This window comes from Ruegeria sp. P8 (assembly GCF_056534665.1).
In genome coordinates this window covers 149,658-173,796 of sequence record NZ_JBQERC010000003.1, presented here as the reverse complement: position 1 = coordinate 173,796, position 24,139 = coordinate 149,658, and the positions used below count along the sequence as shown (strand labels likewise).

Sequence of the window (24,139 nt, the reverse complement as noted above, 5' to 3'; positions counted from 1 at the left end):
CAGAACAGAAGCATTCGCAGCCGCCGGATCAGGGAGTTTTCATTTAGATGTTTACCGTTTGCAAGCCCGTAAGCAAGCTGGCGAAAGTCGCCGCTGCCCTGACGACCGCAGCGTTTCTTGCTGCCTGTGAACCAGGTGGTCTTGGCGGAGGTCCCTCGATCAATACTGCAAAGCCGGTTCCTGTCGCCTTGCTGGTTCCCAGAGGATCTGCGCAATCTGGTGATGCAGCGCTGGCGCAAAGCCTTGAGAATGCCGCGCGTCTTGCGATGTCGGATTTGCCGAATGTCCAGATCGACTTACGCGTTTATGACACGGCCGGAAACCCGAACACGGCGACGGCCGTTGCACAGCAGGCTGTCGCGGACGGAGCAAAAATCATCATTGGTCCAGTATATGCCCAAGCAGCGAATGCTGCGGGATTGGCGGTGCTGAGCAAGAACGTCAACGTTCTTTCGTTTTCAAACAACGCCAGCATTGCAGGCGGCAACGTCTTTGTATTGGGCCCGACCTTTGACAACACGGCCAACCGGCTGGTGAATTATGCGGGCAGTCAGGGCAAGGTCAACACCGTGGTCGTGCACAGCAACGACGCCGCAGGACAGTTGGGCCGGTCCGCAATCGCCAATGCCATAGCGAACAGTCGGGTCAACAATGCAGGGACCGTCGCATACGACCGGTCGCAACAGGGTGTCATTAATGCGGTTCCCACGATCAAGGCCACTGTCGATTCGACGGGCGCGGATTCGATCTTTCTGACGGCGACCACGGCGGGGGCATTGCCGCTGTTCTCGCAATTGCTGCCAGAGGCCGGTGTTCCTCCGTCAACCACGCAATTCATTGGCCTGACACGTTGGGATATCCCTCCGCAAACTCTGGAGCTTCCGGGGGTTCAGGGGGGGTGGTTTGCGTTGCCTGACCCGTCCAAGGCACAAGCCTACCGTCAGCGTTACAACGCAACCTACGGCGAAGCACCGCACCCGATCAGCGGCTTGGCCTATGACGGCATCGCCGCAATTGGTGCCTTGGTCAGCCAGGGCAAATCAGACGCCCTGACCGCTTCGGCCCTGACGCAGAACGCCGGTTTCCAGGGTGTTGGCGGCATCTTCCGCCTACGCCCGGACGGCACCAACGAACGCGGTCTGGCCGTTGCCACGATCCAGAACAAACAGGTGGTTGTGATTGACCCTGCCCCACAAAGCTTCTCTGGTGCCGGTTTCTGATCTGACGGGCGCGATCAACGTGCCCGAAAGCGCGTTGATCTGCCCCGCCGGAGACATCTTCGACAGCACTGCCGTCAATGATGCACTGGCTCAGGCCTTTGAGGTCTGCCCGGACAACACCAAAATGCGGTCCGAGACGGTGCGCATTCTGCGCGAGGCTCAAAAGTCTGGCCGCGCGGCCATTGCAGAGGCATTTGGCGAACGTCCTTTCGACGCGCGCGCACTCACGCGCTCATATACATACCTGACGGATCAACTGGTTGGGACGGCGATGCTGGTCTCAAGCACACGCCTGCATCCGCTTGCAACACCCACCCAAGGTGAAAAGATCGCCGTTCTGGCTGTTGGCGGTTACGGGCGTGGGGAAATGGCGCCGTTTTCAGATGTCGACCTGCTGTTCCTCACCCCCTACAAGATCACCGCATGGGCCGAGAGCGTCATCGAGTCGATGCTTTATATCCTGTGGGATTTGCGGCTTAAGGTCGGGCATTCGTCACGCACGATCAAAGATTGTCTGCGGTTGGGTGCCGAGGATTTCACGATCCGCACAGCGATGTTGGAGCAACGCTATCTGGCCGGTGACAAGGCACTGGCGGACGGGTTGGACCGAAGGCTGAAAGACGAACTGTTCAAGGGAACCGAACGCGAGTTCATCGAAGCCAAGTTGCACGAACGTGACGAACGCCACCACAAACAAGGCGAGCGTTACATGGTCGAACCCAACGTGAAGGAAGGCAAAGGCGGCCTGCGCGACCTGCAATCCCTCTACTGGATCGCGAAATATATCTATGGCGTTCAGGACGTGGCCGAACTGGTGCCTTTGGGCTTGTTCACCCCCGAAGAGTTCAAAACCTTTGTTCAGGCCGAAGAATTCCTTTGGGCTGTGCGCTCGCACCTGCATCTAGTCACCGGTCGCGCGACCGAGCAGCTTACCTTTGACATGCAGGTCGAGGTCGCCGCACGCATGGGGTACGAGGACCGCGCCGGGCGTCGCGCGGTCGAAGTGTTCATGCAGCGGTATTTCCGCGAAGCCACACGCGTAGGTGAGTTGACGCGCATCTTCCTGACCAAACTCGAAGCGCTGCACATGAAAGGTGCGCCGTTGCTGGAGCGCATTTTTCGCAGACGTCGACGGGTCAAGGCAGGTTACAAGGTGGTTCACGGCCGTCTGGATCTGGTGGAACCTGAAAAATTTCTATCCGACAAAGTGAACCTGCTGCGCCTGTTCGAAGAAGGTTTGCGGACAGGTATGCTGATCCATCCCGATGCTATGCGGCTGGTCAGCGCGAACCTACATCTGATCGATGACGAGATGCGCGGCGACAAGGAAGCCCAGCGCATTTTCTTGGATCTGATGTTGAAACACGGCAACCCAGAACGCGCATTGCGAAGGATGAACGAGCTGGGCGTACTGTCCGCTTTCCTGCCCGAGTTCGAGCATATCGTGGCGATGATGCAGTTCAATATGTATCACAGCTATACGGTGGACGAGCATACGATCCAATGCATCGTCAATCTTGCCCAGATCGAACGCGGAGAGCTGGTCGAATCCCTGCCTCTGGCGTCATCGATTCTGAAAGGCGGGGTGAACCGAAAGGTGCTGTATGTCGCGCTTCTTCTTCATGACATTGCGAAAGGTCGCCCCGAAGATCACTCGATTCTGGGGGCGCAGATCGCGCGCAAGGTGGCGCCTCGGCTCGGCCTGAACAAATCGGACTCCGAAACCGTCGAATGGCTGGTGCGCTATCACTTGCTAATGTCCGATATGGCCCAAAAACGCGATATCTCCGACCCTCGGACGGTGCGCGATTTTGCCAAGGCCGTTCAGACAACCAAGCGGCTTGATCTGCTGACGGTTCTGACGGTTTGTGACATTCGCGGTGTTGGCCCGACCACCTGGAACAACTGGAAGGCCACCTTGCTGCGCGCCCTGCATGCTGAAACAAAGCGTGCACTGGAAACCGGTATGGAAGACCTGAACCGGGCAAACCGGGGGGCCGAAGCCAAAACAGCGCTGCGCCGTGCTTTGGACAACTGGTCCAAAGCTGACCTCAAGGTCGAGACCGGGCGCCACTACGCCCCGTATTGGCAGGGCCTGAATCTTGCGACGCATATCGAGTTTGCCGAGATGCTGCACGCGCTGGAACAAAGCGGCGACCCCGGCGCGATGGAAATTCGCCTGCAACCTGATGAAGACCGTGATGCGACGCGGGCCTGTTTCGCTATGGGCGATCACCCCGGTATTTTTGCCCGCATCGCCGGGGCACTGGCCTTGGTCGGCGCGAATGTCGTCGATGCCCGCAGCTACACCACCAAAGACGGCTACGTAACGGACGCGTTCTGGATACAGGACGCCGAGGGGCACCCGTTCGAGGCATCGCGCCTTCCACGCCTGACGCAGATGATTCACAAGACCCTGCGCGGTGAAGTCGTCGCCAAGGAAGCACTGAAGTCACGTGACAAGATCAAGAAACGCGAACGCGCTTTCAACGTGCCAACACATATCACGTTCGACAATGAGGGCTCTGAAATCTACACGATCATCGAAGTAGACACACGCGACCGCCCCGGCCTGCTGTTTGACCTGACCCGGACCCTGGCCGCGGCGAACGTGTATATCGCCAATGCCGTGATTGCGACCTATGGCGAGCAGGTGGTCGATACGTTCTACGTCAAGGACATGTTCGGCTTGAAGTATTACTCGGAAAGCAAGCAGCGCGGACTTGAGGCGAAGCTGCGCACGGCAATCACCGAAGGCGCCGAGCGTGCGGCCTCATGAAGCAAATACGCTTGTTCTCGGGCTTGTTCACGGTCGGCTTCTGGACGCTCGCCAGCCGAATTCTGGGGTTTCTGCGGGAAATACTGCTGACGGCCTATATCGGACCGGGCCCAGTGATGGATGCCTTTGTTGCTGCCTTTCGCCTGCCCAACATGTTCCGCCGCTTTTTCGCCGAGGGGGCATTTAACGCGGCCTTTGTGCCGATGTTTTCCAAACGACTGGAAGCAGACGAAAACCCTCAGGGTTTTGCGCAGGACGCATTCAATCTTCTGGCCGTGGCTGTTCTTGCGCTGGTCGGGCTGGCCATGGTTTTCATGCCCGGTCTGGTGTGGCTGACCGCCGAAGGGTTTTACGGCGATGAACGGTTCGATCTGGCGGTGGACTATGGATATGTTGTGTTTCCATACATCCTGTTCATGTCTCTGGCTGCCTTGTTTTCAGGCGTTCTGAATGCAACCGGGCGGTTCGCGGCGGCGGCAGCCGCACCTGTTCTGCTGAACATCTTCGCTTGCACCGCCCTGATTGCCGGTGCCATGTCCGGCGGCGAGGTGATCCGGTGGTTGATCCCTGTCATTCCAGTGGCCGGTGTCGCGCAGCTGGCGCTGGTCTGGATCGCAACCGAACGCGCCGACATCCGCATCCGCCCCAGCATGCCGCGCCTGACGCCTGAAATGCGACGGATGGTACGTATCGCGGTCCCGGCCGCGCTGGCGATGGGGGTCACACAGGTTAATCTCGTTGTCGGGCAATTGGTTGCATCGAAAACCGAAAATGCCGTCAGCTGGCTTTTTGCCGCAGACAGGCTCTACCAGTTGCCTTTGGGTGTTGTAGGCATTGCTGTCGGCATAGTCTTGTTGCCGGACCTGTCCCGCCGTTTGCGTGCGGAGGACAAAGAGGGCGCACGCAATGCCTTTTCCCGGGCCGGTGAGTTCACACTGCTGCTGACGCTGCCTTCGACTGTGGCCTTCGTGGTTATGCCAACCCCCCTCGTATCGGTGCTGTTCGAACGTGGTCAGTTCGGCCCCGAGGATACGGCCGCCACGGCCCTTGCGGTTGCCATCTATGGGGTCGGGCTTCCGGCCTTCATGTTGCAAAAATTGCTGCAACCGCTGTTCTTTGCGCGCGAGGATACGCGTTCCCCGTTTCACTACGCAGTTGTTGCGATGATCGTGAACGCTGCTCTTGCGTTTGGTCTGTTTCCACTGGTGGGCTGGATCGCGCCAGCAATTGCCGCATCGACTGCGGGGTGGGCGATGGTGGTGCTACTGGCTTTCGGCGCACGACGTATGGGTGAAGAGGCGCGCTTTGATGTCCGGTTCAAAAAGCGCGCGGGCCGGATTGTGGCCGCTTCGCTTGGGATGGGCGCGATCTTATACGCCGCGCTCTACCTGTTCGGGTGGGCGCTGGAAGTTTCCGGCTGGCGTTATCTGGCACTGCTGATCCTGATCATGGTCGCTGCCGTCTCATATTTCCTTCTGGGTCATATCTTCGGCGCCTTCAAACTGTCGGAGTTCAAACACACTCTGCGCCGGTCCTGATCAATCCCGGCGAATGCGTCCGACGATCCGGGACCACGCGCCCGGTGCAACAAGAAAAGACAAGCCAAAACCGGTGGCAAACCCACCCAGATCGGCAACCCATTCCCAGTTGCCACCAAAGATCAGGCCGAAAAGAAACTGTATGCCCATAAGGACTGCAATCAATTGAAATGCCCGTGCTTGGTTTGCACCTACAAGTGACAGTTTGCGCCACAACAGCCACGTGAATGCGCCGATCAGGCCATACACCGGCGGGAACCCTCCGATCAGCGGATAGCGTGGGTCCAGTAACACGGCATAAGCCAACGCGCCGCCAATGCCCGACACAACAAAAATCAGCAGCATCGGGAAACCGCCGAACACTTCGCCAACCATTTTGCCCATCGCCAGCACGAAAACACAGACGAAAATCGCCTGCGTGAAATTTGCGGACACAAAGGGGTAGGTCACGAAGCGGATGACATGTTCGAATGGCCAGCGCCCGTTCAGTACCATCCAGTCGAAAATATCCGCCGAGAACGCATAATGCTGGATCGCATCCAGCCGCCAGCCCACCGCTGTTGGCCCTCCGACAAGCCCGCGTGATCCCAGCGTGAAGGCAATTTCTATCCCGATGATGAACAGAACCAGCGCCACCACAGCAGGTGGCAGGGGGTTCACAGGCGGTGTGTAATGCTCACTGCTCATTGGGCTGGCCTTTCGCGGCTGTTGACGTCCCTTTGCCTCATGGGTAAGCGACGGGGGCTGATTTTTCCAGACAGGAGTTCCCTTTGATGACTGAGTCCCAATTCACGCCGCGCGTGTTTTCCGGTGCGCAGCCTTCGGGCAATTTGCATCTCGGCAACTATCTCGGGGCGCTTCGGAACTGGGTGAGAATGCAGAGCGAGGAATTTGAGACTATCTATTGCATGGTCGATCTGCACGCGATCACCGTCTGGCAAGACCCAACCGAGTTGCAGCATGCAACGCGGGAGCTTTGTGCCGGTTACATCGCTTCCGGTCTAAACCCGGAAAAATCAATCTTGTTCAATCAAAGTCAGGTGCCGGAACACGCGCAACTGGCCTGGATATTCAACTGTGTCGCGCGCATGGGTTGGATGCAGCGCATGACCCAGTGGAAGGACAAGGCGGGCAAAAACCAGCAGAACGCTTCGCTTGGCCTGTTTGCCTACCCTGCTCTGATGGCAGCCGATATTCTGATCTATCACGCAACCCATGTGCCAGTTGGAGAAGACCAGAAACAGCATCTGGAGTTGACCCGCGACATCGCCATAAAATTCAACAACGATTTTGGCGTCGATTTCTTTCCCATCACCGAGCCGGTGATCGAAGGGTCAGCCACAAGGGTCATGAGCTTGCGGGATGGGTCCAAGAAGATGTCAAAGTCCGACCCCTCGGACATGAGCCGGATCAACCTGACCGATGATGCCGATGCGATCGCAAAGAAAATCCGCAAGGCCAAGACCGACCCTGACGCTTTGCCGTGGGATGTCGAAGGTCTGGAGGGCCGCCCCGAAGCGCGCAATCTGGTCAATATTTACGCAGCCCTCAGCGACCAGAGCATCGACCAGGTTCTGGCCGAAGTTGGGGGCAAGCAGTTCGGTGATTTCAAACCGATGTTGGCTGATCTGGCAGTCGCCAAGCTGGCCCCAATCTCGACTGAGATGTCGCGTCTTATGGGAGAACAGGCCGAGATTGACCGGATTCTGGCTCACGGAGCCGAGCGCGCGCGTCAGATCGCCGCTCCGATCCTGCAAAAGACCTATGAAATCGTCGGTATGGTCGGATCAGCATCACGCTGAATGCACTGGACCTTCGCCTGACGCCCTCCTAGGGTCTGCCTGAACCACAGGAGGGCGTCATGGCAACCGGCAAAAACATCCGGACCTATTTTCACGGCCAATGGCATAACGGGGATACTCCCATCATGCGCGCAGCGGATCACGGGGCGTGGCTAGGGTCTTCGGTCTTTGACGGCGCCCGTTATTTCGACGGGTTGGCACCTGATCTGCACGCGCATTGCGCCCGGGTGAACCGGTCCGCCGAAGCCCTGATGCTGACACCGACCATGACAACCGAGCAGATGGTCGAATTGGTACATGAAGGGTTGCAAACCTACAGCCCTGACACGGCTGTCTATATCCGCCCGATGTATTGGGGCATTGACGGCGATAGCACGGCAATCGTTCCGCAGGAAAACAGCACAGGGTTTGCCATCTGTCTGGAAGAAATCCCAATGGCACCTGAAACGGCTTCGGCCACGCTGTCGACCACGCGATTCCGTCGCCCGGTACTGGAATCGGCTGTGGTCAATGCCAAGGCCGGGTGCCTTTACCCCAATAATGCGCGCATGTTGCAAGAGGTACGCTCCAAAGGATTCTCGAACGCTCTGGTCGCTGACGCGATGGGCAATGTGGCCGAAACGGCAACGGCCAACATCTTCATGGTCAAGGATGGCGAGGTCTTTACCCCGATCCCCAACGGCACATTTTTGGCAGGGATCACGCGGGCGCGACATATCAAGAATCTGCGCGAGGATGGTGTTACAGTTCATGAAACGGTCTTGGGTTTCGAGGATTTTCACCAGGCGGACGAGGTTTTCATGTCCGGCAATATGAGCAAGATCACACCGGTAACTGCGCTGGAGGACACACAGTTTCAGGTTGGTCCCATTGCCCGCCGTGCCCGCGCACTTTACTGGGACTGGGCTGCAAGCGAACGCTAGTACATCGACATGAACGTGTCCGAGTTGCCAGCACGCAAACGCTCGGGCATGATCCCTTAAAATTGAAGAGGACACCCATGCGTAAGTTCTTAGTTGTTCTGGATGACAGCCGTGAATGCCTGAACGCAATGCGGTTCGCCGCGATGCGTGCCGCGCATACAGGTGGCGGAGTGACGATCTTGTCGGTTATTCCGCCGGACGAGTTCAATCACTGGATCGGTGTTGCCGAAACCATGCGCGAAGAAGCCCGGGAACGTATCCATGCCCATTTCGAAGTCTTCGCCAAATGGATGCGCGACAAACAGAACGTAGAACCTGAACTGGCCATTCGCGAAGGTGATCCGGTGCCGCAGATCATCGAACACGTTCAGTCTGACCCTGAGATCGGCGTTCTTGTTCTTGGGGCGGGGACTGACAAGAAAGGCCCCGGTCCGCTGGTAACCCAGCTCACAAAAAACTCTGGCAGCCTACCGATCCCGATCACGATTGTTCCAGGTGACCTGAGCAAGGAAAAGTTGGAAGAAATCACCTGAGGATCGAACATGGCGAAGACGTTGCAGTTCTGGTTCGACTTCGCCTCGACCTATTCCTATCTCAGCGCGATGCGGATCGAACAGGCTGCGCAGGACAAAGGCGTCCCGGTCGACTGGCAGCCTTTTCTGTTGGGTCCGATTTTCGCGGATCAGGGATGGCGCACGTCACCGTTCAACCTGTATCCGGCCAAAGGGCGCTATATGTGGCGCGACATGGAACGTCTTTGCGGCGCACGAGGGCTGCCGTTGGTTCGGCCTGACCCGTTCCCGCAAAACTCCCTCACCGCAGCGCGCCTGGCTCTGGCCCTTGCGCATCGCGAAGAACGGGCTTCCTTCGCAAAGGCTGTCTTCAGTGCTGAATTCGGGGGCGGGAGGGACATCTCTGACGAAGACGTGCTTGAGGATTGCCTGAAGATGGCGGGTCTGCCTGCGGCAGTGATAAATCGCGCAAAAGATCCGAGCATCAAGGCTGCGCTGTTCGAGCAATCCGCGCGCGCAAAAGCACTTGACCTGTTCGGCGCACCGACTTTCGTGGCAGGAACAGAGCTGTTTTGGGGGGATGACCGGCTGGATGACGCGATTCGTTACGCGGTCACAATTTAGAATCGTTCCAAATATTGACTTCTCCGACCCCTGAGCGCATATCAGAAACACCTCAGACGGAGCTGCCTCATGTTCATCCAGACCGAATCCACCCCAAACCCGGCCACGTTGAAATTTCTGCCCGGCCAAACGGTTCTTGAGGCTGGAACCGCGGATTTCCCGACAGCCGAGGCTGGTGACAAGTCCCCATTGGCCAAACGAATCTTTGCCGTAAACGGCGTGACCGGTGTGTTCTTTGGAAACGACTTTGTCACGGTGACCAAATCCGACGATGTTCAATGGGATCACATCAAACCTGCAATTCTTGGCGCAGTGATGGAGCATTATCAATCCGGCCAGCCCGTCATGGGTGCCGACGCGGCAGCGGCCTCGGGTCATGCCGAACATACCGGAGAAGATGCAGAAATCGTCAACCAGATCAAAGACCTGCTGGACAGCCGCGTGCGCCCGGCCGTGGCACAGGATGGTGGCGACATCACCTTTCATGGTTTTGATCGCGGCATCGTCTACCTGCACATGCAAGGTGCCTGCGCGGGGTGCCCGTCATCAACCCTGACACTGAAGATGGGTATCGAAAACCTGCTGCGCCATTACATCCCCGAAGTGACTGAGGTTCGCCCAGTTGCCGTCTGACCCGACGATCCTGGCATTTGATACATCGGCCGCGCATTGCGCGGCCGCTTTGTTGCGTGGCGGTGTGATCGCAGTATCCCGTGTCGAAGGCATGTCGCGGGGTCAAGCCGAACGATTGATGCCCTTGCTGCAAGAAGTGCTGACCGAGGCCGGTTGCGTATGGGCCGATCTGGACGCTATCGGTGTTGGGATTGGGCCCGGCAATTTCACGGGTATACGCATCTCGGTCTCTGCCGCCCGGGGCCTTGCCTTGGGCCTTGGCGTCCCGGCGGTGGGCGTTTCTGGATTCGATGCTCTGATTGAACTGGCAGAAGAGGGACAGCTACCAGCCATCCCTGCGCCGCGCGAACAGGTGTATGTACAACTTCCCGGAACCGGCCCTTGCCTTTTGCCCAGGGACGAGGCCGAACAGCATGGGCCTTTGTATGTCTGCTCCGATCCCGCATTGCAGGTACAAGCCGTTGCCAGACATGCCGCAAGACGATGGCGCAAGGTCAGTGCACCTCCGGCCCCGCTATATGTCAGACCTGCGGACGCAGCCCCGTCCCGAGATGTGCCGCCTGTGTTACTGGACCAATGACGCCTTACGAGATGGCAGCGACACATGCAGCGGCATTCACCCAGTCACGCCCCTGGACTGCCGATGAATTCGCCAGCCTTTTGGAGAACCGGTTCACTGACTGCGTTGGGGATGCCCGTTGCTTTGCCCTGTTTCAGGTGATCGCGGGTGAGGCAGAGTTGCTGACGATTGCGACTCACCCCGCGTTTCAAAGACAAGGTCTCGGGTTTCAGACCATGCGCATCTGGCACGACCGGGCAGTCACTTTGCAGGCAAACCGCGCATTTCTGGACGTGGCTGCCGACAATGTTGCAGCAATCGCGCTGTACGGGCGATGCGGGTATCGCCAGTGCGGTCGGCGCAAGGGGTATTATTCCAGAAAAACAGGCCCAAATATCGATGCTCTTGTGATGGAACGCCGACTGCCCTAACGGCAACCAAAGATTTTTTAGACCATTTGGTCAGAAATCAATTGACCATGACGGTTGCAAACGTCCTTAATTCCCGCCATCACAACACTTATGCTCGCTAAAAGTGGGTAAACGGGGCTAATCTTACCTCGTGCCAACAAAAAAAATGGGAGACTTAAATGACCCTGATGAAATCCTTGATGGGTGCTGCCGCTGCTGTCGCTCTGACCGCAGGTGCAGCTTTCGCTGAACCGGCGCTGATCTTTGACCTGGGCGGCAAGTTCGACAAATCTTTCAACGAAGCCGCATATAATGGCGCGCAGCGTTGGGCCGATGAGACCGGCGGCGAATACCGCGAGATCGAGATCCAGTCGGAAGCACAGCGCGAACAGGCTCTGCGCCGTTTCGCAGAATCAGGTGCCAACCCGATCATCACCATGGGCTTTGGTATGGCTGATCCATTGTCGGCCGTTGCAGGTGATTATCCTGAAACCAAATTCGTGGCCGTCGACGTGAACTGGCTGGACATCCCCAACATCCGCCAGATCGGCTTTGCCGAGCATGAAGGATCGTACCTGGTTGGCATGATGGCAGCGATGGCATCGAAATCGGGCACCGTTGGCTTCATCGGCGGTATGGACATTCCGCTGATCCGCCACTTTGGCTGCGGATACGCACAAGGCGCCAAAGCCGTGAACCCGGACATCAATGTTGTCGCCAACATGACCGGCACTACCCCTGCGGCGTGGAACGATCCTGTAAAAGGTTCGGAACTTACAAAAGCACAGATCAGCCAGGGTGCTGACGTGATCTATGCCGCGGCTGGTGGTACAGGTGTAGGCGTTCTGCAAACGGCAGCTGACGAAGGCATCCTGTCGATCGGCGTGGACAGCAACCAGAACCACCTGCATCCGGGCAAGGTCCTGACGTCGATGCTGAAGCGTGTGGACGTCGCGGTGTATGACGCGATGAAAGCAGGTGACGCCGTAGAAACCGGCGTGTTCACAATGGGTCTGGCCGAGGAAGGTGTTGGTGTCGCCATGGACGATAACAACAAAGAACTTGTTTCGGCCCAAATGAACGATGCGGTGGAAGAAGCCCGTAAAGCCATCATCAACGGCGATATCACCGTTGTCAGCTATTACGAGAACGACAGCTGCCCCGCACTGCAGTTCTGATACCGCGCGGGGCGGAAGGAACTCTTCCGCCCTGCCATCCACTCTGCCATCCGTGCCACCTGCCGGATGGGCTTTTCGGCAGTTGAGGGTAAGACATGACCGTCCCCGCCATTGAGCTCAAAGGGATTTCCAAATCCTTTGGGCCGGTTCAGGCCAACAAAGACATCTCAATCAGCGTCGCCCCCGGTACGATCCATGGGATCATCGGTGAAAACGGTGCGGGCAAGTCCACGCTGATGAGCATCCTCTACGGCTTTTACAAAGCCGACAAAGGTGAAATTTGGATCAACGGAACAAAGACCGAAATCCCTGACAGCCAGGCGGCTATCGCCTCGGGCATTGGGATGGTGTTTCAGCATTTCAAGCTGGTGGAGAATTTCACGGTTCTGGAAAACATCGTTCTGGGTGCTGAAGATGGCGGCCTTCTGGCTCCGTCTCTGGCCAAGGCCCGCAAAGAGCTGAAAGAACTGGAAGAAGAATACGAACTGTTCGTTGACCCCGACAAACGCATTGATGAGATCGGTGTGGGGATGCAGCAGCGCGTCGAGATTTTGAAGGCTTTGTATCGCAAGGCCGAGATTCTGATTCTGGATGAACCGACTGGTGTTCTGACCCCGGCTGAAGCTGACCAGCTGTTCCGTATCCTGGATCGTCTGCGGGCCGAAGGGAAAACGATCATTGTGATCACCCACAAACTGCGCGAAATCATGGAAAACACCGATACCGTTTCGGTCATGCGCCGTGGGCAGATGACAGCTACGGTGAAAACTTCGGACACCAGCCCGGAAGAACTGGCCGAGCTGATGGTAGGCCGCAAGGTTTTGCTGCAAGTCGACAAGGTGCCTGCGACACCGGGCAAACCCATTCTTGAGATCGAAAAGCTGAGTGTTTTTGATTCCGCCGGAGTTGAACGGGTAAAAGGTATCGACCTGACCGTGCGTGCCGGTGAGATCGTCGGTATTGCCGGTGTGGCGGGCAATGGGCAGTCGGAACTGCTGGAGGTTCTGGGCGGGATGCGTCCGGGACAAGGCTCGATCAAGCTGAACGGCGAACCGCTGGCCCTAAGCGGAGCCGGATCTGACGGTCAGGCGCGTCGTGCACAGCATATAGCGCATGTGCCGGAAGATCGGCAGCGTGAAGGCCTGATTATGGATTTCCACGCGTGGGAAAACGTGGCCTTTGGCTATCACCGGGACCCCGCTTATCAGCGGGGCCTGTTCATGGACAATGCCGCGTTGCGTGCTGATACCGAAGCCAAGATCGAGAAATTCGATGTCCGGCCACCGGATCCTTGGCTTGCAGCCAAGAGCTTTTCGGGTGGAAACCAGCAGAAAATCGTCGTTGCCCGCGAAATCGAGCGAAACCCTGACCTGCTGCTGGTCGGCCAGCCGACGCGCGGCGTTGACATCGGCGCGATCGAATTCATTCACAAGCAGATCGTAGCCCTGCGCGATCAAGGCAAGGCGATCCTGCTGGTTTCGGTTGAGTTGGAAGAGATATTCTCGCTGTCCGACCGGATCGCAGTGATGTTCGACGGGCATATCATGGGTGAACGGCTGCCCAATGAAACAGATGAAAAAGAACTTGGCCTGCTGATGGCCGGTGTTGCAGGAGAGGCCGCGTAGGATGGAAAAAATGCCTAAATGGGCCGATGTCGTTCTGATCCCGCTGATCAGTCTGATGCTGGCCGCTATCCTGTCGGCGCTGGTCATCCTCGCCATCGGAGAAAACCCCGTCGAAGCTGTAAAGCTGATGGTTTCGGGCGCGTTGGGGTCAACCTATGGCTGGGGCTATACGCTCTATTACGCGACGAATTTCATGTTTACCGGTCTTGCGGTCGCCGTCGCATTCCACGCCCGCTTGTTCAACATCGGTGGCGAAGGTCAGGCGATGCTGGGCGGTCTTGGGGTGGCCATGGTTTGCCTTTACGTCGACTGGCCGCATTGGAGCATTGCATTGCTTGCGGCCTGCGCCGCATCAATGCTGTTCGGCGCGTTTTGGGCCGCTATCCCGGCCTATCTTCAGGCCAAGCGCGGCAGCCATATCGTGATCACCACGATCATGTTCAATTTTATTGCCGCTGCCTTTCTGAACTACATGCTGGTCAATGTCATGCGCCCGCAAGGGTCGCAGGACCCGGCAACCGCACGGTTCCCCGAATCCGTCCATCTGCCAACATTCCAGTCAATGTTCTCAACCGCAGAGAACGTGGTGTTCCGGGGGGCTCCGGTAAACATTACGTTCTTCATCGCTTTGCTGGCCTGTGTCGTCGTCTGGGCGCTGATCTGGCGGACCCGGCTGGGCTATGAAATCCGTGCTTACGGCCACTCAGAAACCGGCGCGGTCTATGCCGGCATCTCGCCGGTTCGCATTACCATTGTTGCGATGCTGATCTCGGGTGCGCTGGCAGGTCTGATGGCCATCAACAACGTTATGGGCGAGGCGGAGCGCCTTGTCCTGAACTCGACCGAGGGTGCTGGGTTCATCGGGATTGCAGTGGCCCTTATGGGGCGATCACATCCTTTCGGCGTATTGCTGGCCGCGCTTTTGTTCGGGTTCCTGTATCAGGGCGGGGCCGAGCTGGCACTGTGGGCATCGATCCCCCGCGAACTGATCGTGGTCATTCAGGCGCTGGTGATCCTGTTCACTGGGGCACTGGACAACATGGTACGGATGCCGCTTGAGAAACTGTTCCTTGGTATGCGGAAGAGGGCAGAGTAATGGACTTCTTTGTAACCCTCATCCAGGTTCTGGATTCGACCATCCGCCTTTCCACGCCGCTTTTGCTGGCCTGTTTGGCCGGTCTGTATTCGGAACGGGCTGGCATTTTCGACATCGGGCTGGAAGGTAAGATGCTGGTAGCCGCGTTCTTTTCTGCGGCTGTCGCGGCGGTTACAGGGTCAGTCTGGCTGGGCCTGCTGGCTGGTATCGGATCGTCACTGGTGCTGTCAGGACTGCACGGGTTGGCATCGATAACCTTCCGGGGCAACCAGCTGATCTCGGGTGTCGCCATCAACTTTCTTGCCTCGGGCCTGACGGTGCTTGTCGCCCAAAGCTGGTTCCAGCAGGGCGGTCGCACGCCCTCGCTCTTTGGTGGCGGCCGGTTCGAGCCTATCAATTTTCCATTTTCCGACGCGCTCGGAGGGGTTCCGATTGTCGGCCCGATCTATTCCGAACTGCTCTCAGGCCATTCCATCCTTGTCTATGTCGCATTCCTGATGGTCCCAGCGACATGGTGGGTGCTCTTCCGCACACGGTTCGGCCTGCGCCTGCGAGCTGTGGGTGAAAACCCGGCAGCGGTCGACACAGCAGGCGTGTCCGTGGTTGGCCTGCGTTTCGCAGCCGTCGCGATCTGTGGTGTACTTTGTGGTATTGCAGGTGCTTACCTGGCAACGGCTTTGCAGGCTGGGTTCGTCAAGGAAATGACGGCTGGTCGCGGCTTTATTGCACTGGCTGCCCTGATTTTTGCCAAATGGCGCCCGTGGCACGCCATGTGGGCCTGTTTGCTGTTTGGCCTGCTTCAGGCCGTAGCACTTCGGTTCCAGAACATCGATCTTGGCGGCATAGTGATTCCGGTCCAGGTGATGGATGCCCTGCCCTATATTCTGACAGTCGTTATTCTGGCGGGGTTTGTTGGCAAGGCCGTACCACCGCGTGCAGGCGGAGAGCCCTACATCAAGGAGCGCTGATAAGGCCAGTTCCGAAATGAATTTCGGTCCTGTTCGCTGCAAGGCGGCATGCAGAGTTGATTTTGCATGCCGCAACCGTTCTAAGAGGGTATGCACGTATACCTTCCCATAGCCGAAGTTTCTGTCAGCCCATTCCTGCTGTTGGGGATCGGTGGGGTCGTCGGTGTTTTATCCGGCATGTTCGGGGTCGGCGGAGGATTTTTGATCACTCCGCTGCTGTTTTTTATCGGCATTCCCCCGGCGGTTGCCGTGGCCACATCGGCCAATCAGGTTGTCGCCTCTTCTATTTCGGGATTGCTGGCGCATCTCAGGCGCAAGACCGTGGACCTAAAAATGGGAAGCGTTCTACTGACCGGAGGGTTGTTTGGCGCGGCCCTGGGTATGCTGGTTTTCAATTTTCTCAAACACCTCGGTCAGGTCGATCTGGCTGTACAGATTTGCTACGTCGTGTTTCTGGGGGCCATCGGGACCCTCATGTTCATCGAAAGCCTTTCCGCCATCCGAAAAGCCAGAAAGTCCGGTACTCAACCTGCCCCCAAGCGACGCCAGCGCACATGGGTTCACTCACTGCCCTTCAAGATGCGGTTTAGGGCATCAAGCCTGTACATCTCGGTCGTACCGCCTGCACTGGTTGGGTTTGGTGTTGGCATCCTGTCGGCGATCATGGGTGTCGGCGGCGGGTTCATCATGGTACCCGCGATGATCTATGTTCTTGGAATTCCGACCAAAGTGGTTATCGGGACGTCCCTGTTCCAGATCATTTTCGTCGCCGGTTTTACAACCATGATACATGCGTCAACAAATTTCAGCGTCGACCTTGTCCTTGCTCTGTTCCTTTTGCTTGGTGGCGTTCTGGGCGCACAACTGGGGACGCAGATCGGCGCACGTTTGAAAGCTGAACAACTGCGCATTCTATTGGCGCTGCTGGTCATGAGCGTTGCCGGAAAGATCGGATTTGACCTTCTGTTGCCGCCAACGGAGATCTTTTCTCTGGCAGAACCGGGAGGGGTATGATGTTGATTGATCCGCGCAACGCGACAATTACCGCTCTTGAACTCGAGTGTGATAGAAGGCAAGCCAAGACCCAGCGCAAAGTGACGGTATCATGCATATTTACCTGCCCATAGCCGAAGTCTCGGTAAATGCATTTCTACTCCTTGGTCTGGGTGGAATGGTTGGAATTCTGTCGGGGATGTTCGGGGTCGGCGGCGGGTTCCTCATGACGCCGCTGCTGTTCTTCATTGGCATACCACCGGCTGTCGCCGTTGCAACCGAGGCCAATCAGATTGTTGCCTCGTCCTTTTCCGGGGTGCTGGCCCATTTTCGACGAAAGACCGTAGACCTCAAGATGGGTACGGTATTGTTAACAGGCGGTCTGATCGGGGCTGCGTTGGGTGTTGTTGTCTTTAACTACCTAAAAAGCCTGGGCCAGGTCGACCTTCTAGTAACCCTTTGTTACGTGGTCTTCCTTGGTATCATTGGCAGTCTGATGTTCATCGAAAGCCTGAGGGCGCTGCGCAAAGCCAAAAAAGGCGGGGCAGCGCCAGCCAAGCGCCGCCAACGTGGCTGGGTTCATTCAATGCCCTTCAAGATGCGCTTTCGCACATCAGGTCTTTATATCTCGGTCATTCCACCGGCTGTGGTTGGTCTAAGCGTCGGTGTCTTGTCCGCGATCATGGGTGTCGGTGGCGGTTTCATCATGGTCCCGGCGATGATCTACCTGCTGGGGATGCCTACCAAAGTCGTTGTCGGCACATCGTTGTTTCAGATCATCTTTGTAACTGCATTTACAACAATGCTGCACGCGACCACCAACTATACAGTGGACATCGTCCTGGCGGTTTTGCTGCTGGTCGGAGGCGTCGTTGGCGCTCAGATCGGAACCGTAATCGGATCGCGCATGCCGGCTGAACAGCTGCGCGTTCTGTTGGCGGCGCTGGTTCTGGTCGTCTGCGGCAAGCTGGCCCTTGATTTGCTTCTTGAACCATCCGAGCTTTATTCGCTTGGCAACAGCGGGGGGCATTGAGAATGCTGCGCTATGTCTTTGCCGCTTTGTGCCTGTTCAGCCTGCCAGCCGCTGCCGATGAAGAGCAGGTTGTCCTGGGCCTTAGCCAGGATCGTGTTGCGATCACTGCCGACTTTGACGGGTCCGAGATCCTCATTTTCGGGGCCATCAAACGGGAAACCCCTATTCCCCCAGGCCCACCGGTCGCGGTTATCGTCGCAGTTGCAGGCCCGTCCGAGCCCGTTACGGTTCGCCGCAAAGAGCGAAAGCTGGGAATATGGGTTAACACCGATAGCGTTCTGGTCGACCTGGCACCAAGCTTTTACGCGGTTGCCACCAGCGAACCGTTGGATCAAATTCTGACCGATACCGAAGACCTGCGTCACCGCATTTCGATTGAACGCGCGATCCGGTCGGTGGGAGCGGCAATGCACATCCGTGGTGCTCAGGATTTTGCAGATGCCGTAATCCGTATCCGTGAATCCGAACACCTGTATTCCATCCGCGAGAACACTGTGGCCGTCGACGAACAAACCTTGTTCCGGACGTCAATCGACATGCCCGCGGACCTCACCGAAGGGGATTATTCCGCCCGGATCTTCCTGACCCGCGGAGGAGAGGTCGTATCACAATACGAAACCACAATCGATGTCCGCAAAGTCGGGTTGGAGCGGTTTCTGTACAACATGTCCCGTCAGCAACCCGTTTGGTACGGGCTGATGTCATTGGTTATCGCGATTGCCGCAGGTTGGGGCGCGTCGACAGCGTTCCGTCTGTTGCGGGAAAACTGACACTCACCCCCTGCCGATATAGGGCATGGTCGTGGCCATGACCGTCATGAACTGCACATTCGCTTCGGGCGGCAAGGTGGCCATATGCAGAACAGACCGCGCGGCATCCTCGACCGCCATGGTCGGGTCCGGCGTCTGGCCTGCCGCCTGCGCCGCATCCACCAGATCCTGAACCATCTGCGTGCGTGCATTGCCGATATCGATCTGACCACATGCAATTCCAAAGGATCGCCCATCCAGTGAAAGGCTGCGCGTCAGCCCGGTAATGGCATGTTTGGTCGCCGAATAATGTACAGAATTCGGGCGCGGAACATGCGCAGCAATCGAGCCGTTATTGATGATCCGCCCGCCCTGCGGGCTTTGATGACGCATGATCCCAAAGGCCTCGCGCGCGCATAGAAACATACCGTTCAGGTTGACGTTGACGGTTTGATACCAATCGTCCAGCGCGATTTCGTCGACTGTGCCGCCGCGGGCAAAAATACCAGCGTTGTTAAACAGAACATCAAGTCGCCCTGCCCGCTCCGTGAAGGCGTGGAACGCCTGTTTGACTGCGTCCGGGTCGGTCACATCTGCGGGCAATGCTATGGCCGCCGGGTATTCCTGCGCGAGGGCATTCAGCTTGTCCGCGCTGCGCGCCAGCAGCCCGACCGTCCAGCCCTGTACCAGAAAAAGCTCGGCGGTGGCCCGACCGATGCCAGAGCTTGCACCAGTTACGATTATGGAACCCATGTCTCTTCTGTCTCCAGTGTGAGTGAAACTGCGGGGACCGCGCGCAAATCATCTATCTGCAACGGGTGGGTGGGTTTTGACAATCGATTGCGAACCACCCAGATCAAACGCTCTTGTGCGCGGGTGATCGCAACATAAGCCAAACGCTTCCACAAAGGTTGCCCGGCCTCGGAACGGCCCATACGGGCCGCGGCGTAAATGTCAGGGGCAAACACCTGAACCGTGTCCCACTGTGATCCTTGTGCCTTATGTATCGTCACCGCAGCCCCGTGCAAAAACGTCGCCCCCATACGGGCAGCAAAAGGAATGAAGGGCTCTTCCTCATCCGGTTTTTCGATCTGGACAATCGACGCGGCGCTGACCTGAGGGTCTTCGGCCCCCATCACATGCAAGCGAGAAAACCCCGGTTTGCGACCGGGACCAAGATAGACAACCTGGGCCCCTTTGATCAGGCCGCGCGCCTCAAGATCCAACCGCTTCTTGCGGTGCTTCAACGGCAACTCGATCCCGTCGCAGATCAGCGGCTCGCCTTCCAAAAGCTCCGTATCCGGTGCACCATGAACCTGCCTGAACGCCTGTATCAAACGAATGCGCGTGGCGTTGCGCCAGACCAGAACCGGGCTGCGCGCCATCAGATCAACTTCGACCCGCTGCCCCCAAACGACCCTGTCATCCCGCCGGGCAGTGTCTTCGACCAGACGTTCAAATTCTTCAAATCCCATCGACGGATCGGCAAGAGCGTGCGCCAGATCCAGGATCGGGTTATCTGCATCCTGCCGATGCACACGCTGAAGCGTCAGCTTTCGCGGTTCGGGCAAGGCTTCAAACACCATGCTGCCGGACTGATTGACCGGAGCCAGCTGTGCGGGATCACCGAACAGTAGAAGGGTCGGGAATATCTCTTTCAGGTCCTCGAACTGACGATCATCCAGCATCGACGCCTCATCGACAAACCCGATATCCAGCGGTTCCTCACGGCGTTTCCAACCGGTAATGAAATCTGAACCGCGCAATCCGGCTGCGGCCAGCGCTCCGGGTATCGATTTGTTGTTATGATAAAACGCAGCAGCACGGTCCAAAGCTTCGTCTGTCAGACCTTCGATCTCGGGACGCTCATCATTTCCGGCCAGCCACTCGGCGATACGCTCGTATTCCGGGTCATAAACCGGCGTATAAAGGATGCGGTGAATAGTAGTTGCCGGAACACCGCGAAGGCGCAGAACACTTGCGGCTTTGTTTGTGGGGGCCAGAATGGCAAGGCTGCGCTTGTCTCTGGATTTCCGGCTTTCGTAATCGCCAGACACGACCTGAACGCCGGTCTCCGCCAGCGCTTTGTAAAGTTCGGCCAGTAGCAACGTTTTGCCGGACCCGGCCTTGCCGATGACAGCCATCACGCCAGACTTCCCTGCCCCCGGCAGTTTGAGAAGGGCATCGTCCTCCAGGTCGACACCGGCTGAGCGCAGCATCTCGGCGATGCTGTCATACGCGGCGGCCTGATCATCTGAGAAGGTCACGTTGGGCAAAGACATGGCGCGACCCTACAGGGCCGCGCCAACCATCACCAGATGCGGAATTGCGTTTTCCGGTCCTTAGGCAGACAAGGCAAATCGGTGCAGTTTGGATCGCCCGAAAGCCGCCTTGAACCACATGCGCGAAAGCTCACGCGGGATCCCTGCCCGTTCAGCCACGCGGTTGCAATCATCCGCTGAATAGGGCCACAACCCAACCGAGATCTGGTCACGCCCTTTGCCTTGGGTTCCAAGAACCTTGGGGGACGACCCGATCAGACGATAGATCCGGATCATACGGGCATCAAAAACACCGGCAATATGCGTCAGGCCAAAGCCTTCCATCATCTCGCCCCCGCTTAGCATGATGGCCCCGGCAGTGTGCGGGCTGGCTGTGCGGGACAGGCAGAACCGGGTCACCTCCCAGATCAGCGGGCTGCAAATCGGCTTGCCGCCGTTGAGATGCCCAAACACCTCATTGATCATTACCCGGCCTGTTGTCGGCAATACCCGCATCGACCCGCCATGGCTGCCATCCGGTTCTTCCCAGATGACATAAAGCGGGTTGAAGTCGTCGTACTCATCCCGCTCTTCTCCTTTTTTGTTGACATGGACATCCCACCCCAACCGGGTTTTGAACTGATCTGCGCGATCCTTGAACATCCCCTCAGCCAGAGTCGGAAATCTGTGTAACTCATCGGCATATAGATAACGCAACATGACTTTTCCCCTTGTCGTCCTGTGCAGGAACGAAGGGGGTACAGAGTCGTGGTTAATATTGCGTTTTGAGGACGCTCTGGCCTTAAACGACTATTAATCCCCGGCTGAGTGCCGTTGCGATTGCGTGGGTCGTGTTAAGGGCTCCGAGTTTCGACCGGGCGCTTTCAATGTAAACGCGTAGCGTGTGTTCCGAAATCGACAGGGAATGCGCCACCTGAGCACGGCTGTAACCCAGTGCCAAAAGGGTAATGGCGTCGATCTCACGGGGCGACAGGCCGCGCGTGGCATCCGGTTGCCTGTCCTTTTCAAACTCCAGCGCTTTGCGGTTGATGTAGTGCGCAACAAGAATCAACTCACGCCCGTAGGTCGAGATGAAGGTCTGCCAGGTTTGATCGTCGCAGCTGTGGTTAACGGTAAAAAGAGCGAACTGACCGTTTGGCCCTCGGATCGGGATCGAGTATCCCTGATTGCCGACCCCATGGTCGTGGGCATCTTGAAGGAATGATTTGGCCACCTTGCTGGACCAGTCCAGAGACTTCCAGTCAACTGGGTGAAATCGCTGGAAACACCCCAGAATTACAGGGTCGATACGATGATAGTTTTTTTCCCTGTATCGTTCGTCCCAGGCGTCTGAGTAGGTCGTATAGCCGTATTGGTCCCCCGCGCCGTCAACCCAATGATATGTCAGATGTGCGACCTTCAAAGTGTCTCGCAGACACTCGGCAACGATGCTGAGCTCTTCAAGCGTGCTGGTGTTTTCCAAATCCTGTAGGATTTGACCCAAATCGGTTTTCGTTCCCATCCGCGGGCGCCCGTGCCTCGTTCTTCAGGGACGCAATCTCGGCCGCGGCAATCAGTCTTGTATCATCAAGCTGTTCTGCAAGCGCGCTCAACCCATTCGCAACGGCGAACGCATTGAGGTCCGATAGTACGTCCAATATCCACTCATTTTGCGCCATCAGGGTCTCTCTGAAACAGTTAACGAAGCGTTAACACAACCATAACATGTATGATCTTTTTCGACCTATTCACCGGTTTCTACTCCCCAAAAATAGCGGGAGTAAGAATCGCAAGCATTTGAAACCATGAAAAAGGTCTGCAAACAGCAAACCACCCGCGAACCGGCAGTGCGATTCGCGGGTGGTTTTTGTCTAACGTCCTGAACTTTATCAGCCTGCGTCCAAAACTTCTTCGAGGGTGCGCAGCCCGGTACGCGGCGCCTGAACAAGCACAGACATGTTGCCCGGCTTGTGTTCATTCCGCAGCATTTTCATATGTGCTTCCGGTAGGTCGTTCCAGGCAAACACCTCGGACATACAGGGATCCAGGCGGCGCTCGACCATCAGCTTGTTCGCCGCCGCCGCCTGTTTCAGATGGGCAAAATGCGAACCCTGCAGGCGTTTCTGGTGCATCCACATGTAACGCACATCGAATGTGCAGTTGAACCCGGACGTCCCCGCACAAATCACAACCATGCCGCCTTTTTTCACCACGAAAGTCGAGACCGGGAAGGTGCTCTCGCCCGGATGCTCGAACACCATGTCGACATTGTTGCCCTTGCCGGTGATGTCCCAGATTGCCTTGCCGAATTTGCGGGCCTCTTTGAACCACTCGGCGTATTCGGGCGTATTGACCGTGGGCAGTTGACCCCAGCAATTAAAGTCGCGGCGGTTCAAAACCCCCTTTGCGCCCAGACCCATGACGAAATCACGCTTGCTTTCGTCCGAGATCACCCCGATCGCGTTTGCCCCGGCCGTATTGATCAACTGGATAGCATAAGACCCCAGACCGCCCGAGGCACCCCAGACCAGAACGTTCTGACCCGGTTTCAGGTCATGCGGTTCGTGACCAAACAGCATACGATAAGCTGTCGCGAGTGTCAGCGTGTAGCACGCCGCTTCTTCCCAAGTCAGGTGCTTGGGGCGCGGCATCAACTGCTGAGCCTGCACGCGTGTGAACTGGCTGAATGAGCCGTCAGGTGTTTCATAGCCCCAGATCCGCTGGCTGGTCGAATACATTGGGTCGCCGCCGTTGCATTCTTCGTCGTCGCCATCGTCCTGGTTGCAGTGGATGACAACTTCGTCGCCAACCTTCCACCGCTTGACCTTGTCACCAACGGCCCAGACGATACCCGATGCATCAGAACCCGCGACATGGTACGGTGCCTTATGGCCATCAAAGGGGCTGATCGGCTGGCCCAGTGCAGCCCAGACACCGTTGTAATTAACGCCTGCAGCCATCACCAGAACAAGCACCTCATTGCTGTCCAGCGTGGGTACATCGACCACTTCCTGCTGCATCGCAGTGTTTGGCTCGCCATGGCGTTCCTTTCGGATGGCCCAGGCGTACATTTGTTTCGGGACATATCCCATCGGAGGGATCTCACCCATTTCATAGAGGTCTTTTTCGGGTGCCTCATACGACGCGATACCGGTTTCGGTGTCCAAAGCCATGCTGGCCTCCTTTTTCAATACTTTTGCCGCGACGCAGAATCGCGCGCTTTATCAGATGAAATA

General features: G+C 57.3%; 23 protein-coding genes. 17 read left to right on the top strand and 6 right to left on the bottom strand.

Features of this window, described 5'->3' with window-relative positions:
- Positions 1 to 47: 47 nt before the first annotated feature.
- Genes ACR0BZ_RS07205 through murJ form a run of 3 tightly spaced genes read left to right on the top strand, consistent with a single transcriptional unit; the run spans position 48 to position 5,537 of the window.
- The gene (locus ACR0BZ_RS07205) at positions 48 to 1,220 is read left to right on the top strand and encodes a penicillin-binding protein activator (protein ID WP_480919847.1); all 1,173 of its coding nucleotides are present in this window, start codon (positions 48 to 50) and stop codon (positions 1,218 to 1,220) included.
- Entirely contained in the window at positions 1,180 to 3,999 is a 2,820-nt protein-coding gene (locus ACR0BZ_RS07200) for a [protein-PII] uridylyltransferase (protein ID WP_480919846.1), read from the top strand. The genes ACR0BZ_RS07205 and ACR0BZ_RS07200 overlap by 41 nt, the downstream gene beginning before the upstream one ends.
- Positions 3,996 to 5,537, top strand: coding sequence for a murein biosynthesis integral membrane protein MurJ (gene murJ / locus ACR0BZ_RS07195; protein ID WP_480919845.1), 1,542 nt, complete (start codon positions 3,996 to 3,998; stop codon positions 5,535 to 5,537). The genes ACR0BZ_RS07200 and murJ overlap by 4 nt, the downstream gene beginning before the upstream one ends.
- On the opposite strand, the gene ACR0BZ_RS07190 is transcribed toward murJ, so the two are convergent.
- Positions 5,538 to 6,224, bottom strand: coding sequence for a rhomboid family intramembrane serine protease (locus tag ACR0BZ_RS07190; RefSeq protein WP_480773313.1), 687 nt, complete (start codon positions 6,222 to 6,224; stop codon positions 5,538 to 5,540). It lies immediately after the preceding gene.
- Positions 6,225 to 6,310: 86 nt separating this feature from the next.
- Between ACR0BZ_RS07190 and trpS the strand changes: the two genes are divergently transcribed.
- From trpS to ACR0BZ_RS07120, 14 genes are all read left to right on the top strand, one after another.
- A complete protein-coding gene (gene trpS / locus ACR0BZ_RS07185) occupies positions 6,311 to 7,339 on the top strand; it encodes a tryptophan--tRNA ligase (protein ID WP_480919844.1) in 1,029 nt (342 codons plus the stop codon).
- A gap of 59 nt (positions 7,340 to 7,398) precedes the next feature.
- Positions 7,399 to 8,262 (top strand): branched-chain amino acid aminotransferase, encoded by an 864-nt coding sequence (locus tag ACR0BZ_RS07180; protein WP_480919843.1) that lies wholly within the window; start codon positions 7,399 to 7,401, stop codon positions 8,260 to 8,262.
- Between the two features lie 77 nt (positions 8,263 to 8,339).
- The gene (locus tag ACR0BZ_RS07175) at positions 8,340 to 8,795 is read left to right on the top strand and encodes a universal stress protein (RefSeq protein ID WP_267366250.1); all 456 of its coding nucleotides are present in this window, start codon (positions 8,340 to 8,342) and stop codon (positions 8,793 to 8,795) included.
- A 9-nt stretch (positions 8,796 to 8,804) separates the two neighbouring features.
- Positions 8,805 to 9,398: a DsbA family protein gene (locus ACR0BZ_RS07170; protein ID WP_480486674.1), complete on the top strand. Its 594-nt coding sequence runs from the start codon at positions 8,805 to 8,807 to the stop codon at positions 9,396 to 9,398.
- A gap of 69 nt (positions 9,399 to 9,467) precedes the next feature.
- Positions 9,468 to 10,031 (top strand): NifU family protein, encoded by a 564-nt coding sequence (locus tag ACR0BZ_RS07165; RefSeq protein ID WP_267366253.1) that lies wholly within the window; start codon positions 9,468 to 9,470, stop codon positions 10,029 to 10,031.
- Positions 10,021 to 10,611, top strand: a complete 591-nt coding sequence (gene tsaB / locus ACR0BZ_RS07160) for a tRNA (adenosine(37)-N6)-threonylcarbamoyltransferase complex dimerization subunit type 1 TsaB (protein WP_480483190.1) — start codon at positions 10,021 to 10,023, stop codon at positions 10,609 to 10,611. The genes ACR0BZ_RS07165 and tsaB overlap by 11 nt, the downstream gene beginning before the upstream one ends.
- Positions 10,608 to 11,021, top strand: coding sequence for a GNAT family N-acetyltransferase (locus ACR0BZ_RS07155; protein ID WP_480919842.1), 414 nt, complete (start codon positions 10,608 to 10,610; stop codon positions 11,019 to 11,021). Before tsaB ends, ACR0BZ_RS07155 begins: the two co-directional genes overlap by 4 nt.
- A gap of 158 nt (positions 11,022 to 11,179) precedes the next feature.
- Positions 11,180 to 12,178: a BMP family lipoprotein gene (locus ACR0BZ_RS07150; protein WP_480483186.1), complete on the top strand. Its 999-nt coding sequence runs from the start codon at positions 11,180 to 11,182 to the stop codon at positions 12,176 to 12,178.
- A 95-nt stretch (positions 12,179 to 12,273) separates the two neighbouring features.
- A complete protein-coding gene (locus ACR0BZ_RS07145) occupies positions 12,274 to 13,803 on the top strand; it encodes an ABC transporter ATP-binding protein (protein WP_480919841.1) in 1,530 nt (509 codons plus the stop codon).
- A 1-nt stretch (position 13,804) separates the two neighbouring features.
- On the top strand, positions 13,805 to 14,899 hold the full coding sequence (locus ACR0BZ_RS07140; protein WP_267363837.1) for an ABC transporter permease: 1,095 nt from the start codon (positions 13,805 to 13,807) through the stop codon (positions 14,897 to 14,899).
- Positions 14,899 to 15,867, top strand: a complete 969-nt coding sequence (locus ACR0BZ_RS07135) for an ABC transporter permease (protein WP_267363835.1) — start codon at positions 14,899 to 14,901, stop codon at positions 15,865 to 15,867. Before ACR0BZ_RS07140 ends, ACR0BZ_RS07135 begins: the two co-directional genes overlap by 1 nt.
- Before the next feature lie 90 nt (positions 15,868 to 15,957).
- Entirely contained in the window at positions 15,958 to 16,881 is a 924-nt protein-coding gene (locus ACR0BZ_RS07130) for a sulfite exporter TauE/SafE family protein (RefSeq protein ID WP_480919840.1), read from the top strand.
- Positions 16,882 to 16,972: 91 nt separating this feature from the next.
- A complete protein-coding gene (locus tag ACR0BZ_RS07125) occupies positions 16,973 to 17,893 on the top strand; it encodes a sulfite exporter TauE/SafE family protein (protein WP_209506479.1) in 921 nt (306 codons plus the stop codon).
- A gap of 2 nt (positions 17,894 to 17,895) precedes the next feature.
- A complete protein-coding gene (locus tag ACR0BZ_RS07120; protein ID WP_480585601.1) occupies positions 17,896 to 18,663 on the top strand; it encodes a TIGR02186 family protein in 768 nt (255 codons plus the stop codon).
- A gap of 3 nt (positions 18,664 to 18,666) precedes the next feature.
- Here ACR0BZ_RS07120 and ACR0BZ_RS07115 read toward each other — a convergent pair whose 3' ends face one another.
- The 5 genes from ACR0BZ_RS07115 to ccrA form a co-directional block, all read right to left on the bottom strand.
- Positions 18,667 to 19,395, bottom strand: a complete 729-nt coding sequence (locus ACR0BZ_RS07115) for an SDR family oxidoreductase (protein WP_480919839.1) — start codon at positions 19,393 to 19,395, stop codon at positions 18,667 to 18,669.
- On the bottom strand, positions 19,383 to 20,924 hold the full coding sequence (locus ACR0BZ_RS07110) for an ATP-dependent DNA helicase (RefSeq protein ID WP_480506746.1): 1,542 nt from the start codon (positions 20,922 to 20,924) through the stop codon (positions 19,383 to 19,385). The genes ACR0BZ_RS07115 and ACR0BZ_RS07110 overlap by 13 nt, the downstream gene beginning before the upstream one ends.
- Before the next feature lie 60 nt (positions 20,925 to 20,984).
- On the bottom strand, positions 20,985 to 21,623 hold the full coding sequence (locus ACR0BZ_RS07105) for an acyl-homoserine-lactone synthase (protein ID WP_480483174.1): 639 nt from the start codon (positions 21,621 to 21,623) through the stop codon (positions 20,985 to 20,987).
- 82 nt (positions 21,624 to 21,705) lie between these two features.
- Positions 21,706 to 22,425, bottom strand: coding sequence for a helix-turn-helix transcriptional regulator (locus ACR0BZ_RS07100; protein WP_209506490.1), 720 nt, complete (start codon positions 22,423 to 22,425; stop codon positions 21,706 to 21,708).
- Between the two features lie 367 nt (positions 22,426 to 22,792).
- Entirely contained in the window at positions 22,793 to 24,076 is a 1,284-nt protein-coding gene (gene ccrA, locus ACR0BZ_RS07095; protein WP_480475116.1) for a crotonyl-CoA carboxylase/reductase, read from the bottom strand.
- Positions 24,077 to 24,139 lie beyond the last annotated feature (63 nt).